14 protein-coding genes and 1 riboswitch are annotated in these 18,357 nt (G+C 59.6%); of the genes, 12 read left to right on the forward strand and 2 right to left on the reverse strand.

The annotated features are described in order from the left end of the window. Positions 1-180: 180 nt before the first annotated feature. The 5 genes from ACZO0A_RS04320 to ACZO0A_RS04340 all read left to right on the forward strand — a co-directional run bounded on the left by ACZO0A_RS04320 (position 181) and on the right by ACZO0A_RS04340 (position 5,207). On the forward strand, positions 181-1,167 hold the full coding sequence (locus ACZO0A_RS04320; RefSeq protein ID WP_215691198.1) for an ABC transporter permease: 987 nt from the start codon (positions 181-183) through the stop codon (positions 1,165-1,167). Positions 1,168-1,187: 20 nt separating this feature from the next. Next, on the forward strand, positions 1,188-2,729 hold the full coding sequence (locus ACZO0A_RS04325; RefSeq protein WP_302376434.1) for an ABC transporter permease: 1,542 nt from the start codon (positions 1,188-1,190) through the stop codon (positions 2,727-2,729). 154 nt (positions 2,730-2,883) lie between these two features. Then, entirely contained in the window at positions 2,884-3,903 is a 1,020-nt protein-coding gene (locus ACZO0A_RS04330; RefSeq protein WP_337808980.1) for an ABC transporter ATP-binding protein, read from the forward strand. 75 nt (positions 3,904-3,978) lie between these two features. Further along, positions 3,979-4,935, forward strand: a complete 957-nt coding sequence (locus tag ACZO0A_RS04335; protein WP_337808981.1) for an ABC transporter ATP-binding protein — start codon at positions 3,979-3,981, stop codon at positions 4,933-4,935. Next, positions 4,932-5,207 carry a hypothetical protein gene (locus ACZO0A_RS04340; protein ID WP_215691206.1) on the forward strand — a complete coding sequence of 92 codons (276 nt, stop codon included), beginning with the start codon at positions 4,932-4,934 and terminating at the stop codon, positions 5,205-5,207. The genes ACZO0A_RS04335 and ACZO0A_RS04340 overlap by 4 nt, the downstream gene beginning before the upstream one ends. A 76-nt stretch (positions 5,208-5,283) precedes the next feature. Here ACZO0A_RS04340 and recQ read toward each other — a convergent pair whose 3' ends face one another. Together recQ and ACZO0A_RS04350 are read right to left on the reverse strand one after the other, a co-directional pair. After that, positions 5,284-7,536, reverse strand: coding sequence for a DNA helicase RecQ (recQ, locus tag ACZO0A_RS04345; RefSeq protein WP_486846082.1), 2,253 nt, complete (start codon positions 7,534-7,536; stop codon positions 5,284-5,286). A gap of 64 nt (positions 7,537-7,600) precedes the next feature. Beyond that, the gene (locus ACZO0A_RS04350; protein ID WP_294781249.1) at positions 7,601-8,500 is read right to left on the reverse strand and encodes an AraC family transcriptional regulator; all 900 of its coding nucleotides are present in this window, start codon (positions 8,498-8,500) and stop codon (positions 7,601-7,603) included. Positions 8,501-8,715: 215 nt separating this feature from the next. Here ACZO0A_RS04350 and ACZO0A_RS04355 point away from each other — a divergent pair, with 215 nt between their 5' ends. From ACZO0A_RS04355 to ACZO0A_RS04385, 7 genes are all read left to right on the forward strand, one after another. After that, a complete protein-coding gene (locus tag ACZO0A_RS04355) occupies positions 8,716-11,241 on the forward strand; it encodes a glycoside hydrolase family 31 protein (protein WP_486846083.1) in 2,526 nt (841 codons plus the stop codon). Between the two features lie 144 nt (positions 11,242-11,385). Further along, positions 11,386-12,420 carry a TRAP transporter substrate-binding protein gene (locus ACZO0A_RS04360; RefSeq protein ID WP_486846085.1) on the forward strand — a complete coding sequence of 345 codons (1,035 nt, stop codon included), beginning with the start codon at positions 11,386-11,388 and terminating at the stop codon, positions 12,418-12,420. Between the two features lie 3 nt (positions 12,421-12,423). Beyond that, positions 12,424-12,933, forward strand: a complete 510-nt coding sequence (locus ACZO0A_RS04365; RefSeq protein WP_302376444.1) for a TRAP transporter small permease — start codon at positions 12,424-12,426, stop codon at positions 12,931-12,933. Then, on the forward strand, positions 12,930-14,231 hold the full coding sequence (locus ACZO0A_RS04370) for a TRAP transporter large permease (RefSeq protein ID WP_215691214.1): 1,302 nt from the start codon (positions 12,930-12,932) through the stop codon (positions 14,229-14,231). Before ACZO0A_RS04365 ends, ACZO0A_RS04370 begins: the two co-directional genes overlap by 4 nt. 276 nt (positions 14,232-14,507) lie before the next feature. After that, a riboswitch (cobalamin riboswitch) is annotated at positions 14,508-14,721 on the forward strand. 172 nt (positions 14,722-14,893) lie between these two features. Further along, positions 14,894-16,150, forward strand: a complete 1,257-nt coding sequence (locus tag ACZO0A_RS04375) for a sirohydrochlorin cobaltochelatase (protein WP_302376447.1) — start codon at positions 14,894-14,896, stop codon at positions 16,148-16,150. A 199-nt stretch (positions 16,151-16,349) separates the two neighbouring features. Continuing rightward, positions 16,350-17,234, forward strand: coding sequence for an iron transporter (locus tag ACZO0A_RS04380; protein WP_302376449.1), 885 nt, complete (start codon positions 16,350-16,352; stop codon positions 17,232-17,234). Then, positions 17,231-18,349 (forward strand): ABC transporter substrate-binding protein, encoded by a 1,119-nt coding sequence (locus tag ACZO0A_RS04385; RefSeq protein ID WP_302376452.1) that lies wholly within the window; start codon positions 17,231-17,233, stop codon positions 18,347-18,349. Before ACZO0A_RS04380 ends, ACZO0A_RS04385 begins: the two co-directional genes overlap by 4 nt. Positions 18,350-18,357 lie beyond the last annotated feature (8 nt).

The following is an 18,357-nucleotide window of genomic DNA, read 5'->3' on the forward strand; positions in this document are numbered from 1 at the left end:
GCATGGGCGGACCAATGCCCGCCCGCGGGGCGTCGAGGACGCCGCCCCCCTACAACTGCTAATATGGTCGTCCCACTCCCACGCAGGGCGTCGTCCCTGCGTGGGATGGGGATGCCCACATTACGGCATTTCCCTGCAAAATAAACGCGGTCTAACCGTGCAAGGAAGGAACGAAAACTCTTGCGAAATTACATCATCAAGCGTATCGCGCAGTCGGTATTGATCCTGTTCTGTGTCATGTTCATTATCTACGCGCTGATCCGCAGCCTGCCCAGCTCCTTTGCCGAGACGATGGCAATGCAGCTGGCCCAGGCCCCCGGTGCCAAACCCTATGAGGAATGGCTTGCCCAGCTCAATGCGGCCTACGGCCTTGACCTGGACATTATCCCCGGCTTTTTCACCTGGCTGAGCAAGGCCATCGTCGGCAACTTCGGCGACAGCTGGAAGTGGAACGTGCCCGCTACCCAGAAGTTTACCGAGGTCATCGGCCTGTCTGTCATCATGGGCGGCATCTCCTTTGTGCTGTCCATCGTGATCGCCGTGCCCCTCGGCGTGCTGGCTGCCACCAAGCAGTACAGCCGCACGGACTACGTCATCACGGCTGCGGCGCTGGTCGGTATTTCGCTGCCCACCTTCTTCTTTGCTACGCTGCTCAAGCTGCTGTTCTCGGTCAAGCTCGGCTGGTTCGATCTGTACGGCCTCGTCGGCCGTGACTATGCCCAGCTGGACGCCTGGGGGCAGTTCTGCGATAAGGCCAACCATCTGGTGCTGCCCATCGCAACGCTGGTCATCGTCTCCATCGGCGGCTATATGCGCTACACCCGCACGAATATGCTGGAAGTGCTGAACGCGGACTACATCCGCACCGCCCGCGCCAAGGGCCTGTCGGAGCATACGGTCATCTACAAGCACGCCTTCCGCAACACGCTGATTCCCCTTGTCACCATCATCGGCGGCAGCCTGCCCGGCCTGTTCAGCGGTGCCCTTATCACCGAGACGCTGTTCTCCATCCCCGGCATCGGCTATATTTCCTACCAGTCCATGGTCGCAGGCGACATCCCCTTCACGATGTTCTACCTGTCCTTCATGGCGGTGCTGACGCTGGCCAGCAACCTGCTGACCGATATTCTGTACGGCGTGGTTGACCCGCGCGTGCGCATTTCTTAAAGAAAGGAGACTGCACACCCATGAGCGAAAACACGCAGAACCAGAACCCGAAGCAGGAGCAGTACTCCCTGAACGATGACCGCCGCGTCAAGGTTTTGTCTCCCGGCGCACTGGTCGCCAAGCGGTTCTTCCGCAACCGTCTGGCCGTCGTCGGTCTGTCCATCCTGATTGCAATGTTCCTGTTCTCCTTCGTCGGCGGCCTTGTCAGCCCCTACGGCCAGGACGAGCAGTTCTTCACCTACACCCAGATGTCCAAGGAGTTCGTCGGCGTCACCCGCAACGACACGATGCGTTTTGTCGTGGCCGACGGCCAGAACTTCGGTTCCATCGCCCAGAGCAAGGCCCTCGAAGCCGTGAAGAAGGGCAGCACCGAGTTCAACTATAAGGATACTGACTACACCGTCGATATCCAGAGCGACGACTTCTATGTCGTCTACCAGGGCAGCGACGTCATGGGCTATGCCAGCCGCGACCTTGTCAACGAGGCCGACGGTGCGCCGAAGTTCAGCTTTGACGTCAAGCTGGCCGCCCTGACCGCCATGACGGCAGGGGAGAGCGACTTCACCGCCGACGGCGTGGACTACACGCTGAACAAGGACGGCGAGATCGCCGCCAATGGCGAGCAGCTGGGTTATGTCAGCCGCTTTGTCGTCTCCGCCGCCGATTCCAGCGTCGTCGTTACCCGCGACTTCAAAGATCGCCTGGAAGAGGCCATCAACGAGAAGACCGATAAGTTCAACTACACCGACGCCGGGGGGAACGAGGCCGAGTACGATATCGTCTACGATGCCTCCACCAAAGTTTGGTCCGTCAAGCAGATGACCGAGACTTACGTCTACGACCGCTACGCCAGCCCCAGCAAGGCACATTGGCTGGGCACCGACACCAACGGTATGGATATGCTGACCCGCCTGATGTACGGCGGCCGCGTCTCGCTGATCATCGGCTTCATCGTCGTCGTCATCGAGGCATCCCTGGGTATCCTGATGGGCGGTATCTCCGGCTACTTCGGCGGCTGGATCGACAACATCATTATGCGTGTCGTCGATGTTTTCTACTGCATCCCTTCGATGCCGGTCATCATCATCATCGGCGCGGCCATGGACGCCATGCGTGTGGATTCCTGGAAACGTATGCTATACCTGATGCTGATTCTCGGCTTCCTGGGCTGGCCCAGCATTGCCCGCCTGGTACGCGGCCAGATCCTCTCCCTGCGTGAGCAGGAGTTCATGCTGGCCACCGAGGCCTGCGGCATCAAGGTCTGGCACCGCATTTTCCGCCACCTGATCCCCAACGTTATCCCGCAGCTCATCGTTACCTGCACGATGGGCCTGGGCTCCACCATCCTGACCGAGGCCACCCTGTCCTTCCTGGGCCTGGGCGTCAAGTATCCGTTCGCCTCCTGGGGCAACATCATCAACGATGTCAACAACGCCTACGTTATGACGAACTACCTGTTCATCTGGATCCCCGCCGGTATCTGCCTGCTGCTGACCGTTCTGGGCTTCAACTTTGTGGGCGACGGTCTGCGCGATGCGTTTGACCCCAAGATGAAACGCTGATTGGAAGGAGAAACACACGATGGCTAAAAATCAGGACGGATATCTTTCCGCCAAAGAGTCGCGGCGTATCTCCAAGGAAAACCGCCGCATCACCGACCAGTACGAGAAGCGCCGCAAGCGCCGCAACGTGCCCGAGAGTGAGTACACCACCCAGATGAAGGACCCCGCCAACGCGGTGGAGTTCGATGACCTGCACACCTATTTCTTCACCGACACCGGCGTCGTCAAGAGCGTCGACGGCGTTTCGTTTGAAGTGCCCATCGGCAAGACCGTCGGCGTCGTCGGTGAGTCCGGCTGCGGCAAGTCTGTCACCAGCCTTTCCCTGATGCAGCTGCTGCAGCGCCCCCAGGGGCAGATCGTCGAAGGCGAGATTCGTCTGAACCTCGGCAATGACAAAGCCTACGACATTGCCAAGACCCCGACCGACAAGATGCAGGGCCTGCGCGGCAACTATATCTCGATGATCTTCCAGGAGCCTATGACGAGCCTGAACCCGGTGTTCCGCATCGGCGCACAGATCGAAGAGGTCATTGCCCTGCACGAGGGCGAGGGCAAGACAAAAGAGGACATCAAGAAGCGCACCATTGAAATGCTGGAGATGGTCGGCATTGCCAACAGTGAGGGTGTCTACGCGATGTACCCCCACGAGCTGTCCGGCGGTATGCGCCAGCGCGTCATGATCGCCATGGCGCTGGCCTGCAACCCGAAAATCATCATTGCCGACGAGCCGACCACCGCGCTGGACGTGACGATCCAAGCCCAGATCCTGGACCTGCTGCGCAACCTGAAGGATCGCATCAACTCGTCCATTATGCTGATCACCCACGACCTGGGCGTTATCGCCGAAATGGCCGACTATGTCGTTGTCATGTATGCGGGCCGCGTGGTCGAGAAGGGCACGGTGGAGGAGATTTTTGCCCACCCGAGCCACCCCTACACCATTGGCCTGATGGCGTCCAAGCCGGTCGTCGGCAAAAAAGTGGACCGCCTGTACTCCATCCCCGGCAAGGTGCCTAACCCGGTCAATATGCCGGATTACTGCTACTTCAAGGACCGCTGCGAAATGCAGCTGCCCTGCTGCAGCGGCGAGTACCCCTGCGAGATCAGCCTGTCCCCCACGCACAAGGTCAGCTGCTACCGCTACTATGAAGAAAACAGAAAGGCGGGTGAGTGACGCATGGCAAAGAAGGAAAAACTTCTGGTTGAAAACGACTACACCCCCGTCACCTACGACCCTCAATATATTCTGATGGTCAACCACCTCAAAAAGTATTTCCCCATCAAGGGCGGCCTGCTGTCCCAGACTGTGGGCTATGTTAAGGCTGTGGACGGCGTTACCTTCAACCTGCGCCGCGGCTGCACGATGGGCCTGGTCGGTGAGTCCGGATGCGGAAAATCCACGACTGGCCGTACCATTCTGCGCCTGGGCGGTGAAAAGACCGGCGGCCAGGTGCTCTTCAACGGCAAGGAAGTCTACGACATGACCCCGGCCGAAATGCGTGCGCTGCGTACCCAAATGCAGATCATCTTCCAGGATCCGTTCTCCAGCCTGTCCCCGCGTCTGCCGGTCGGTGAAATTATCGGCGAAGCTGTGCGCGAGCACAACCTGGTGCCGAAGAACGAATTTGACGATTATATCGACCAGGTCATGGACGACTGCGGTCTGCAGCCCTACCACAAGACCCGCTACCCGCACGAATTTTCCGGCGGCCAGCGCCAGCGTATCTGCATTGCCCGCGCCCTGGCGCTGAATCCTGAGTTCGTCGTCTGCGACGAGCCGGTCTCCGCGCTGGACGTTTCGATTCAGGCGCAGATCATCAACCTGCTCAAGAGCCTGCAGGAAAAGCGCAACCTGACCTATCTCTTTATCTCCCACGACCTGTCCGTCGTCGAGCATATCTCGGACACAGTGGGCGTTATGTACCTGGGCAACCTGGTGGAGTACGGCGAGACCGACGATATCTTCGCCCACCCGCTGCACCCCTACACCAAGGCGCTGTTCTCGGCCATCCCCATCCCGGATCCGACGGTCAAACGCGAGCGTATCGTGCTGCAAGGCTCGATCCCGTCCCCGGCCAACCCGCCGTCCGGCTGCAAGTTCCACACCCGCTGCCCTTACGCCACCGAGCGCTGCAAGACCGAAGCACCGAAGCAGCGTGAGGCCGAGCCGGGCCATTACGTGGTCTGCCACCTGTACGACAAATGAGGAAACACGACGATTTTGAGGACGATGGCCGCACCATCGCCGACATGAGTGATATCGGCCCTGCGCCGATGCTGCGCCCCCACCGCCGCAAGGCGGGCGCCCCGCCCCCAGAACCGGCCAACGACCGCCCATGGGAGCAAGCCCCTGACTGGACCGCCAAGGAAAAGTTCTGGGCCGTGCTGGGTGCCATGAAAGCAACCCTGCTGATTGCCGGGGTCTACCTGGCGGGGCTGGCAGTGCTGCTGCTCATCCTGTTCCTGCTGTGGAAATAATGGCATAAAACTCCAAAAGGCACACACCGATTTTGCGTCGGTGTGTGCCTTTTTTGCAATTTGCGCGATGTACAGCTTATTTTTTGATGTAATGCTCCACGATTAGCTTCTGCGCCGGGGGCGTGAACTGCAAAACCGAGTAGGGCGTGCCGCGGGCGCTGACGCGGTCCTCGCTGCGCAGGCCGGCATCTACACCGGCGGGGGTGGGCACGTAATAAAAGCCCTTGGTGGGGAGTTTTTCCATGGCAATCAACCGCTCGTCCAGCAGCCAGCCCTCCATATCCTTGATGGTGGGGGCTTTCATGTCGGGCGCGGCGACGGCGGCCAGCGCCTCCTTCATTTCGGCAGGGGAGAGGGCATCCTGGTAGGCAAACGCCGCGGCGCGTTCCTCGGTCAGACAGAATGCGGCCTTGGTGGCCTTGCTGCCGGGCTTGGCGGTTTTCGCGAGCGTTTCCGGTGCGGGCTCCGGTTCGGGGGCGTCCAGGCTCAGCACCGCGTCGGGGTGGTCGGCGCGGTAGGCGTCGATGACCGCAAAGAACTGGTCGGCATACTTCTCGTACTTGCGCTCGCCCATGCCGTAAATACCGATCATCCCTTCCACCGTTGCGGGGGCACGCAGGCACATATCGGCCAGCGATTTGTCGCCGAACACGACGTAGGGCGGCAGCCCCTCGCGCTGGGCGATCTCGAACCGCAGGGTGCGCAGCTGTTGGTACAGCTCCAACCCGGCCTTGGTCAGGGCGTCCATCACGCTGCGCTTTTTGGGGCGCTGCACCCGCTCCGGCTCCTGCCGGGGCGGCAGCTTGACCAGCACTTGCGCCCCGGGCTGTTTCAGCGGCGTGATATCGCCCATTCGCAGCACGGCGTACTGGTTGTCGGTCTGCACCAAATATCCATCTTCCAACAACTGGGCCAGCAGCCGGTCCAGAATGTCCCGGGGCAGGTCTTTCAGCTGGCCGTAGCTCTTGTAATTCGTCGCGCCGATCTCTTTCAGCCGGGCGCGGTTAGCCCCCTGCAAGGTGCCAAAGACGATGGCCTTGCCAAACCGGCCCCGCGTCTCGGCCACGCAGTTGATCATCCACTTGGCCGCGGCGGTCAGGTCGGCCTGTTCATACACATTGTTGCAGCTGCCGCAGTTGCCGCAGGGCGCGGCGGGGTGCTCGCCGAAATATTCCAAAATATAGTTGCGCAGGCAGGCCGTTGTCTTGCAGTAACGCTCCATCGTCTGCAACCGCTGCAAGTCGCGCTGGCGCAAAAGCTCGGCGTCCTCGTCGTCGGATTCCGAAAAATCCTTGCGGTCCAGCAAAAACTTGTTGATGACCACATCCTGCGCCGAAAAGAGCAAAACGCACTGGGACGGCAGCCCATCGCGCCCGGCGCGGCCTGCCTCCTGGTAATAATTCTCCATGCTTTGGGGCATATTGTAGTGCAGCACGAACCGCACGTTGGATTTGTCGATGCCCATGCCGAAGGCGTTCGTCGCCACGATGACGGGGGCTTTGTCGTAGATGAAATCGTTCTGGTTCTTCTTGCGCGTCTCGGCGGCCAGACCCGCGTGGTACTTGGTAGCGGCAAAGCCGTAGTCGGCCAGCAGGGCTTGCAGCTTGTCCACATTTTTGCGGGTGGCACAGTAGATGATGCCGCTCTCGCCCGGGTGGTCGCGCAGGTATTGCAGCACAAAATCATCCTTGCGGTGGGTCTGCTCCACCTGAAAGTAGAGGTTCGGCCGGTCAAAACCGGTGACAAGCAGCTCCGGGTCATGCAGCCGCAGCGTGCAGATGATATCGTCCCGCACCTCCCGCGTGGCAGTGGCCGTAAAGGCGGACAGGATGGGGCGTTCCGGGAGGCTGTCCACAAAATCAAGGATTTTTAAGTAGCTCGGGCGGAAATCCTGGCCCCACTGGCTGATGCAGTGGGCCTCGTCCACTGTGACCATCGAGATATCCGCCGCCGCAGCAAAGCTGCGGAACGCGCCGCTTTCCAGCCGCTCGGGTGCAACGTAGATGATTTTATAGCTGCCCTCGGCGGCCAGGTTCAGCGCACGGCTGATTTGGCTTTCTGTCAGGGAAGAATTGATGTATGCCGCCCGGATGCCCGCCGCGTTCAGCGCCTTGACCTGGTCCTGCATCAAGGAGATCAGCGGCGAGATGACCAGCGTGATGCCCGGCAGCAGCAGCGCCGGGACCTGGTAGCAGATAGATTTGCCCGCGCCGGTGGGCATGATAGCCAGCGCGTCCCGCCCGGCCAGGATGGCGTCCACAATTTCGGACTGCCCGGGGCGGAAGGAATCATAACCGAAATAATGTTTCAGCGCCTCCAACGGTGTCATGCAGTGTGCCCCCCCTCTTTACAGTAGTATGCTAAGTATACCCCGATTTGCCGCCAGTGTAAAGCTAGTTGGGGGCCAGGCTTTGCCGCAGCTGGGCGCGGTACTCGGTTGGGGTAACGCCGTACAGTGCGCGGAAACTCTTTAAAAAACTACTGTAATTTGTAAAGCCGCTGGCATTGCAGGCGTCCAGCACGCTGGCCCCGGCCGCAATGGCGTTGCGGCAGTGCTGCATCCGCAGGTTGGTCAGGTAGCCGTGTACGCTTTCCAGCGTGTACTCCTTGAACACGCGGGACAGATGCTCCCGGCTTGTGTAGGTGTACTTGGCTAGCTGTGCCACGGTCAGCCCGGGGTCGGTGTAGTGGGTTTGCAGGTAGTCAACGGCCTTGGCAATCAGCAGACTGGTGGCCGAGGGCGGCGGTGCAGCGTTGCGCCGGGTGATGACATGGCTGGCGAGCAGAATCAGCTCTGTTACCTCGCAGCATTGCACGATGGGGCGTATCCTTTCGTCCAGCGAGACAGTCTGTGCCATCCGTTCCAGCAGGCCGCGGAAATCCCAGTGCAGGACGGCGTTTGCATCCAAGATGATGGGGTCGCGATTCCATGCGCGGCGGGGCAGACCGCTCTGCTGCCAGGCACGGTCCCAGATGCCCGGCGCGATCTGCACGACGAGCCGCTCCGAAGTATCCGCCGTGATGTTGAACTTGCAGGAGTGGTACATATCGCCGGGGAACAAAATCAGCTCGCCCAGGTGTAAATCGTAGACGCTGCCGCCGACGGAATAGCGGACACTGCTGCCCGCCACCGGCAAAATCAGCTCATAGTAGGGGTGGGAGTGGACGACCGACTGGCTGTTGACCTGGTTTGTGTACCAGGCCACCACTACGTCACCGCCCTGCAGGGCGGCGCTGGCGACCTCCTGTGTCAGAACAGAATCTACATAGTGCGGAACTTTTTGGATAATCATGGCGTCGGCCCTCCTGCAATTTTTGTCCTTAAAACGATTATATCACATTTTGCAACATTCGTGCCACAAATGCAGAAGAAATTTCATGAACAATTTGTTATTATAAGGTCGAAACAGGGCGAATGACTTATAGATGCACAAAAATTATATCCGATTTTTGTGCATATTGCCTATTTGCACCCGAACCACCGCATCACAAAGAAAGGGAAAAATCTATGAAAGTGTGCTACACCGGTGGCGCAGTCACCGACCACGGCAGCTACTATGCTGTGGCTACTAACGCCGTGGAACTGCGCATCTGGTTCCTGACCGACGACATCCTGCGCATCCGCGCGGGCTTTGACGGCGATTGGGACGAAGCCTCCTACAGCCTGACGATGACCGCGTGGGAGTCCCGCACCGACGAACTGATGAAGGACTGCCGCAAGCGCGTAGAGCCTGCTGCCGCCGTTTTGACCGATGGCGAAAAGCAGGCTGTGATTCAGGGCGAGCGCCTGAAGGTCGTGATCGAGAAGGAACCCTTCCGCATCATGGTCTACGACAAGGACGGCAGCCTGCTGCACGCCGACATTCCTGACCTTGCCTACCGCGAGGACAGCAACCGCCGCCGCATCCATGCCAGCCAGATCGAGGCCGATGACTGCTTCTACGGCTTCGGTGAGAAGTCCGGCGAGATCAACAAGGCCGAGAAATACATGAATATGGCCCCCGGCGATGCGATGGGCTACAACGCCAAGGAGACCGACTCTCTCTACAAGCACATTCCTTTTTATATCCGGCTGAACCGCGGCACAAAACAGGCGGTCGGTTACTTCTACCACAACACGGCCGAGTGTGATTTCAACATGGGGCGCGAGAAGCGCAACTACTGGCATCGCTACTCGTCCTACCGCACCGATGCGGGCGATATTGATCTGTTCCTGATCGCAGGCCCGTCCATCCGCGAGATCATCGAGCGTTACACCGACCTGACCGGCAAGAGCGTCATGCTGCCGAAGGCTGCACTCGGCTACCTCGGCAGCTCGATGTATTACCCCGAACTGCCGGAAAACAGCGATGACGCGGTGCTGGATTTCATCGACACCACCCGCGAGGAGGGCATCCCCGCAGACGGGTTCCAGCTTTCCAGCGGTTATTGCGCAGTCGAGACGGCCGAGGGCATCAAGCGCTGCACCTTCACTTGGAACAACAAGCGGTTCAAGGACCCGGCAGACTGGTTCGCACAGATGGAAAAGCGCGGCATCGTCGTCTCGCCCAACATCAAGCCCGGTATGCTGCTCGTCCATCCGCTGCTGGACGAGATGAAGGAGAAGGGCATGTTCCTGCCCGCCTCCGACGACAATGCAGGTCTTGACGGTCTGGCTGTCGGCACATGGTGGGGCGGCCCCGGTCTCTTTGTAGATTACACGAAGGAATCCACCCGCCTGCACTGGAAGCAGTACATCAAGGACGCGCTGCTCAAGTACGGCTGCCGCTCCATCTGGAACGACAACTGCGAGTATGACTCCCTTGTTGATAAGGACGCCAAGGTCTATTTTGAGGGTAAGGGCAGCACAATCGGCACGATGAAGCCGGTCATGAGCAACCTGATGTGCCAGCTTTCTAACGAGGCCATCGAGGAATACGACCCCGACTGCCGCCCCTTCTCGGTCTGCCGCTCTGGTCACGCCGGCATCCAGCGGTATGCACAGGTCTGGGCCGGCGACAACCTGACCTGCTGGGATACCCTGAAATACAACATTGCCACGATCTTGGGCATGGCGCTCTGCGGCGTTTCCAACCACGGCTGCGACATCGGCGGCTTCTTCGGCCCCGCGCCGGAGGGAGAGCTGTTTGTGCGCTGGGTGCAGAACGGCATCTTCCAGCCGCGCTTCTCCATCCATTCGACCAACACCGACAACACCGTCACCGAGCCTTGGATGTACAGCGACAAAAAGCAGTACATCAAGGAGGCCATCGACTTCCGCTACAAGCTCAGCCCGACGCTCTACTCGTTGATGGAGCGCGCGCATGAGAACGGCCTGCCCATCTGGCAGCCCACCTTCGCGGTGTTCCAGAATGACCCCGCAACCTACGATGAGGGTGTCGATTTCATGTTCGGCGATTCTCTGCTGGTGGCCAATGTTGTCGAGAAGGGCCAGACCGTTCGCCCGGTCTACCTGCCCAAGACCGAAAACGAAGCCGAGCGGTTCTACGACTTCTACACCCGCGAGGAATACGCCCCCGGCCAGACCGTTGAGGTGCCGGTCGACATTGCCAGCATTCCGCTGTTTGTGCGCAGCGGTGCCATCATCCCGATGAGCGGCAACGCCCTGCATAACCTGATGACCGAAAAGACCACGGCGCTGGACATCCTGATGGCCCCCGATGTAGATTCCGAGTTCACGCTGTATGAGGATGACGGCCGCACGAACGACTATCGCAACGGCGCTTACCTCAAGACGAAGATCGCTGTCAAGGCGGGCGTCAAAACGGTCGTGACCTTTGCGAATGAGGGCAATTACGAAACGGCTGTCGAGAGCATGTACCTTGACATGATCCACCGCGAGAAGTCCCCGTTCTATGTGCAGGTCGACGGCAAGGAGCTGCCGCACTTCCTGCACCGCCGCAAGTTCGAGGAAGCCGAGAGCGGCTGGTACTACAGCCAGCGCCTCAAGAGTGTGCAGATCAAGTACCCCAACCCCAAGAAAAACCACGCGGTGCTTGTCTCGTTCGAGCAGTTTGATTTGATTGGGATGTAAGGGGGAGGCGGCGGTGAGGAATCCCTCCGCCCTCGCTTCGCTCGGCCACCTCCCTTTGACAAGGGAGGCTGTCCGCGAAGCGGACTGGGGGATTCCCCGCCGCACCTGCCCGCAATGACCACATATATCAGAAGGAGAGATACCATGTTCAAGAAAATCGCAGCTTTGGGTGCTGCGGCTGTGCTGGGGATCGGTCTGCTGTCCGGCTGCGGCGCATCCGCCTCCACGGCCGATGCAGGCTACAGCGCACAGAATCCGCTGGTTCTTACGCTGGCCCACGGCTTGTCCGAGACCCACACTGTCCATATCGCCATGACCCAGTTTGCGGAGGAGGTCAACGAAAAGACCGATGGCCGCATTCAGGTCAAGATCTTCCCCAACGGCCAGCTTGGCAGCGAGAACGAGAACCTTGAGCAGCTGCAGGCCGGCGTTATCGCCATGACTAAGGTTTCTGCACCCGGTCTGGCTACCTACAACGATGCCTTCAACACCTTCGGCCTGCCCTACATTTTTAATGACACGGAGGATTTCTACCATGTCATGGACTCGCAGGAGATGCAGGACTTCTTTCTCTCGACCGGCGACGACGGCTTTGTCACGCTGACCTACTACACCTCCGGCGCACGTTCCTTCTACACGAAGGATAAGGCCATCCGCACCCCGGCAGACCTCAAGGGCCTGAAGATCCGCGTGCAGGATATGAAGAGCCAGACCGATATGATGAGCTACCTCGGCGGCATCCCGGTCGCCATGTCCTACGGCGATGTCTACACCTCGCTGCAGACCGGCATCATCGACGGCACCGAGAACAACGAGACGGCCCTGACCACCGGCAAGCACGGCGAGGTCTGCAAGGTCTACTCGGTCGATCAGCACGCCATGATCCCCGATGTACTGATCATGAGCGAAAAGGTCTGGAAGACCATCAGCCCGGAGGATCAGCAGATTCTTCTTGAGGCTGCCCACGATTCCACCGACGCCCACAAGGTCATGTGGGACACCGCCGTGGAGGAGGCCGTCAAGGAGGCCCAGGAGACCATGGGCGTCGAATTCGTCTACGACGTCGATAAGGAGGCCTTCCGCGAGGCGACCCAGCCCATGATCGAAGCCTACGAAGAAGAGTATCCCGGCGTCAAGACGCTGATGGATACCATTGAAAAGGCAAGAGGGGAGGAGTAAGTCATGAAAAACACCTTCGCAGCCATCAAATACTGGATGGATAAAATTCTCAGCATCGCCTGTGCGATTCTGCTTTCCTTCATGACCATTCTGGTGCTTATCCAGGTGTTCTCCCGCTATGTGCTCAACAGCCCGGTCGCCTTTACCGAGGAGCTTGTCCGTTACAGCCTGATCTGGACCGGCTTCATCGGCGCGGCCTACGCCTTCTCCACCCGCGAGCATATGTCGCTGACCCTCGTCCGCGACAAGTTCACCGGCAAGGCCCACACCGCCCTGCTGGTGGCCATCGACGGCCTGATCCTCCTGATGGCGATCTTCGTTTTCACGATCGGCGGCTTTAAGCTGGCTGTTTCCGCCAGCCGCGAGTTCTCGGCGCTGCTGGGCATTCCCCGCAGCCTGGTTTACGCCATCGCCCCGATTTCCGGCGTGTTCATCGTGATTGCGCAGATTATCAACATCTATGAGGACATCACCGGCGAAAGAGTTGATTCCAAGGAGGGTGCAGACAAATGAGTATCACTATGACCACCGTTATTTTGTTCGCTGTGTTCGGCGTGCTGCTGTTCCTCGGCGTGCCGATCTCCATCAGCATTGTGGCATCCTCCATCGTGACCGCTATGTCCACCCTGTCCTGGGATCAGATCACCTTTATCACGATGCAGAAGATGAACTCCGGCGTGGAGAGCTTCTCTCTGCTGGCCGTGCCCTTGTTTATTCTGGCCGGCAACATCATGAACAACGGCGGTATCGCCAAGCGCCTTGTCAACTTTGCCCAGCTGTTCGTCGGCAAAATTCCCGGCTCTATGGCGCAGGCCAATATTCTGGGCAATATGCTGTTTGGCGCGCTGTCCGGCTCCTCCGTCGCCGCTGCCTCCGCCATGGGCGGCTGCATCAGCCCCATTGAGGAGGAAAACGGCTACGACCCTGCCTACTCTGCCGCTGCCAACATCGCCTCTGCCCCCACGGGCCTGCTGATTCCCCCGACCTCCGCTTTCATCGTCTACTCCACCGTCGCGGGCGGTGTCTCCATCTCCACCCTGTTCATGGCCGGTTATATCCCCGGCATCCTGATGGGTCTGTGCTGCATGGTCGTCGCTTTCATCGGCGCAAAGAAGGCCGGCATGAAGGCCACCGGCTTTGACCGCAGCCAGAGCGTGCTGAAAACCGTCTGGGACGCGGTTCCGTCCCTGCTGCTCATCGTTATCGTCATCGGCGGCATCGTCTCCGGTGTCTTTACCGCCACCGAGGGCGCAGGCATCGCGGTTCTGTACTGCCTGATTCTCTCCATCATCTATAAGAGCATCGACTTCAAGGGCTTCCTGAATATCCTGCTCAACTCTGCCAAGACCTCCGGCATCATCCTGTTCCTGATCTCCGCTTCTTCCGCTATGTCCTTTGTCATGGCCTACTCCGGCATCCCGGCGGCTATCTCCAACGGTTTGATGAGCCTGACCGACAACAAGTATATCATCTTCCTGCTGATGAATATTATTCTGTTGGTCATCGGTATGTTCATGGACATCACCCCGGCCATCCTGATTTTCACCCCGATTTTCCTGCCCATCGCCACCAGCTTCGGCATGACCGAGATCCAGTTCGGCGTTATGCTGATTTTCAATATGTGCCTGGGCAACATCACCCCGCCGGTCGGCTCGGTTCTGTTTGTCGGCTGCGGCATCGGCCATGTCTCCATCGAGCAGGTCACGTCCAAGCTCATCCCCTACTTTGTGGCACTGGTGGCCGCCCTGCTGGCTGTCACCTACATCCCCGCGCTGTCCCTGGGCCTGCCCAGCCTGATGGGCCTGATTTGAGCGCAGCTTAACAGCTGACTAAAATACGCAGCCCCCGCAGAAGGTTGACCTTTCTGCGGGGGCTGCGCTGCTTTTAGGGCGTTATATACATTGTCTGCCCGCTCTCCACGGCCTGGGGCAGCCCGGCGGGGAAGGTGCAGCCCACCGCCAGCGAGACCGTGCGCCGCTCTCCGGGCGTGAGCAGCGGCGGCGCGATCTCCAACAGGCGAACGGTGAAAAACTTGCGTAAACAGCCCCTTGCGTTTCTGCCCGCATTGTGTTATACTCTACACCGTAAAACTGAATACGACAGCAGGTGCCTTTTTGCGCGGTTCCGCCGCACAGAAAAGGGTAAAAGGGAAGCGGGCGCAAATCCCGCACGATCTCGTCACTGTGATAAGGGAACCTGCCGCCAGGGTGCGTTTGCACCGGTCACTGGGCATCAGCCCGGGAAGGCGGCGGTGGGTGTTGATCTTTCAGCCAGGAAACCTGCCTGCTGCCGGGTACGGGGGCGCACAGCTCCAAATCACGAGGAATTGGTTGTACCGCAAAGAGCCTGCTGAAAGTACGGGGTCTTTTTGTGTTGCCATTCTGCACGCAAAAAGGCCTCGTTTTTTGATAGGTGTGTTTTGCTGTGCCTTTCCGTGCCATGCAACGTTTTAAATAGGAAAGGAAGCAAACACATGAGAAAAAGCAACCACAAAAAGCCTGCTGCCGTGCTGGCAGCCCTGGCCCTGACCACCGCACTGCTGGCTGGCTGCGGCAGCACCGCCGCTACCACCGAGAGCACGGCTGAGAGCACCGCTGCCAGCGAGAGCGAAGCCGTAAGCAGCGAGGAAACCGCAGATGAGGGAGATGCCGACGAAGTGGCCGCGAAAAACTGCGCTGATTTGATCGACGCCATCTATGTGCAGGAGCGCACCGACGACACCGACGCCCAGTGCGAGGCCGCCAAGGCTGCCTGGGACGCCCTGACCGACACCCAGAAGGAAATGGTCGAGGGCGAGAATGCCGACCCCGAGTATTTCGGCCGTGACACCGGCGACGCCGGCAACGACGACCCCCGCAACGAGGATGAGATCGGCGAGAACGAGCTGTTGGTCGTCAGCTTCGGAACCTCCTTCAACGGCAGCCGCGCCGCTGACATCAAGGGCATCGAGGATGCCTTACAGGCCGCTAACCCCGATTGGAGCGTGCGCCGCGCCTTCACCGCGCAGATCATCATTAACCATGTGCAGGCCCGCGACGGCGAGAAAATCGACAACATGAGCCAGGCTTTGGATCGCGCCGTTGCCAACGGCGTTAAGAACCTGGTCGTCCAGCCCACCCATCTGATGCACGGCGCCGAGTATGACGAGATGTGTGAGGCCGTTGAGCAGTACAAGGACAAGTTCGAAAGCGTTGCCATCGCCGAGCCGCTGCTGGGCGAGGTTGGCGAGGATGCCACCGTCATCAACGCCGACAAGGAGGCTGTTGCCGCTGCCATCACCGCCGAGGCCGTCAAGGTCGCCGGGTATGACGATGCCGCTGCTGCCGCTGCTGACGGCACCGCCTTTGTGTTCATGGGCCACGGCACGTCCCACACCGCCAAGATCAGTTACAGCCAGATGCAGACCACCATGCAGACCCTGGGCTATGACAATGTGTTCATCGGCACTGTCGAGGGTGAGCCGGAGGACACCGCCTGCGACGCTGTCATCGAGAAGGTCAAGGAGGCCGGTTACACCAAGGTCATCCTGCGCCCGCTGATGGTCGTTGCCGGTGACCACGCCAACAATGACATGGCCGGCTCTGACGAGGATTCCTGGCTGAGCCAGTTCAACGCCGCTGGCTGCTTTGACAGTGTCGACACCCAGATCGCCGGTCTGGGCGAGATCGCCGATGTCCAGCAGCTCTACGTTGATCACACCAAGGCAGCTATCGACTCCCTGAACGGTTAAGTTTGATACATTCTGCCCGAAGGGAACGCCTTCGGGCAGTTTTTGGGTTTGGGGGATAGAAAGCCATTTTCGGTGGAGAGGGGAGGGATTCATCCCGCCCGCGCCGTATGCCGTTGTTGCTCGATTTCCCCATGCGCGGCCCCTGCCGTGCGGTGTTCCCTTAATTTATATATGTTAGAATAGAGACAGGAAGGTAACCATGAAAAAACGCCAACTCGCATCCATCACACTGGCCGCCCTGCTGCTGGCGGGCTGCGGCGCATCCGCATCCACCACCGCCGAGAGTGTATCCGCGGCAGCCTCCACCGTGGAGACCGCCCCCGAAGCCACCGAGGCCCCCGCCGCAACCGAAGCCCCTGCCGCCGCCCTGCCCGACGGCGTTTACACCGCCGAGTTCAAGACCGACAGCAGTATGTTCCATGCCAGCGAGGCCGTGGACGGCATGGGCACCCTGACTGTGGAAAGCGGCGTTATGACGTTCCATGTCAGCCTGCAATCCCAGAAAATCGTCAACCTGTACCTTGGCATGGCCGCCGACGCCCCCGACCACGAGAGCGACTGGCTGCAGCCCACCGTTGACACCGTGACGTACTCTGATGGCACCAGCGACGAGGTCTACGGCTTTGATATCCCGGTGCAGGCCGTGGATACCGACTTCCAGCTGGCCATCCTGGGCACCAAGGGCACCTGGTACGACCACACCGTCAGCGTGGCCGATGCCCAGCCCGCCGCGGACGAAACCGCCGCCCCCGCTGAGACGCCCGCCGACGGCAGCTATACCTGTGCCGTGACGCTGGAAGGCGGCAGCGGCCGCGCTACCGTCGAAAGCCCTGCCGCCCTGACCGTGGCCGACGGCGCGATGACCGCCACCATCGTGTGGAGCAGCCCGAACTACGACTATATGCTCATCGACGGTGAAAAGTACCTGCCCACGAACACCGAAGGCAATTCCACGTTTGAGATCCCCGTCGCCGCACTGGACACGGCGCTGGCCGTCACGGCAGATACTGTCGCCATGAGCACCCCGCACGAGATCGACTACACGCTGACCTTTGACAGCGCAACGCTGACTGCAGCCGAATGAAGCGCACTTTACTTTTGACCCTGCCCGCCCTGCTGCTGGCAGGCTGCGCGGCGACGTCGGGACCGACACAAACCGACGCACTTGCGATAGAAAACCGCTACCCTCTCGATTATGCGCAGCAGTTTACGGTGGACGAATGCGCGGGCGGGTACAGCCTTATCACCGTCGACGGCAGCCGCTATCTGGTCGTACCCGAAGGGGCCGCTGTGCCCGCCGAACTGGACGGCGATATTGTCGTTTTGCAGCAGCCTATCGAGAATATCTACCTCGTTTCTTCCTCCGCCATGGACCCCATCATCAGCATTGGTGGGCTGGGGGCGGTGGCACTCTCCGGCACGCAGGCCGAAAACTGGTATCTCGACGCTGCCCGCACCGCCATGGAACAGGGGCAAATTGTCTACGCGGGCAAGTACAGCGCCCCGGATTACGAGACGATTTTGGCCGCCGACTGCGGCCTTGCCATCGAAAACACGATGATCTACCACACCCCCGAGGTGAAGGAGCAACTGGAAAAATTCGGTGTGCCGGTGCTGGTCGAACGCTCAAGCTACGAGAGCGGTCCGCTGGCCCGCATGGAATGGGTCAAGCTCTACGGCATTTTGCTGGGCAAAACCAACGAAGCAGAGCGTGTTTTTGCGGATGCCGAGCAGCGCATCGCCCCTTTGGCGGACGAAGCCCCCACCGGCAAGACCGTCGCGTTTTTCTCCATCACCTCCAACAACCTTGCCACTGTGCGCAAAGGCGGCGATTACGTTGCCGAAATGATCAAGATGGCGGGCGGCAGTTACGCCTTTGCCGATTTGACCGACAGCGGCAACAACCTGGCGACCGTGAATATTTCGCTGGAAGATTTCTACGCCGGGGCCAAGGATGCCGACGTGCTGATTTATAACAGCACGATTGAGGGTGAACTACGCTCTATCGATGAATTGATTGCCAAATGCCCGATGCTGGCCGACTTCAAGGCTGTGCAAAGCGGCAATGTCTGGTGTACCGCGCAGAGCCTTTTCCAGCAGAGTATGGAACTGCCGGATTTGATCCTGGACATGAATAAGGTGTTCACCGAGGGCAACCCCAATGCCGATGAATTGAAATTTTTGACGAAACTGCAATAAGGACGATA

The organism is Gemmiger sp. (genome assembly GCF_057431175.1).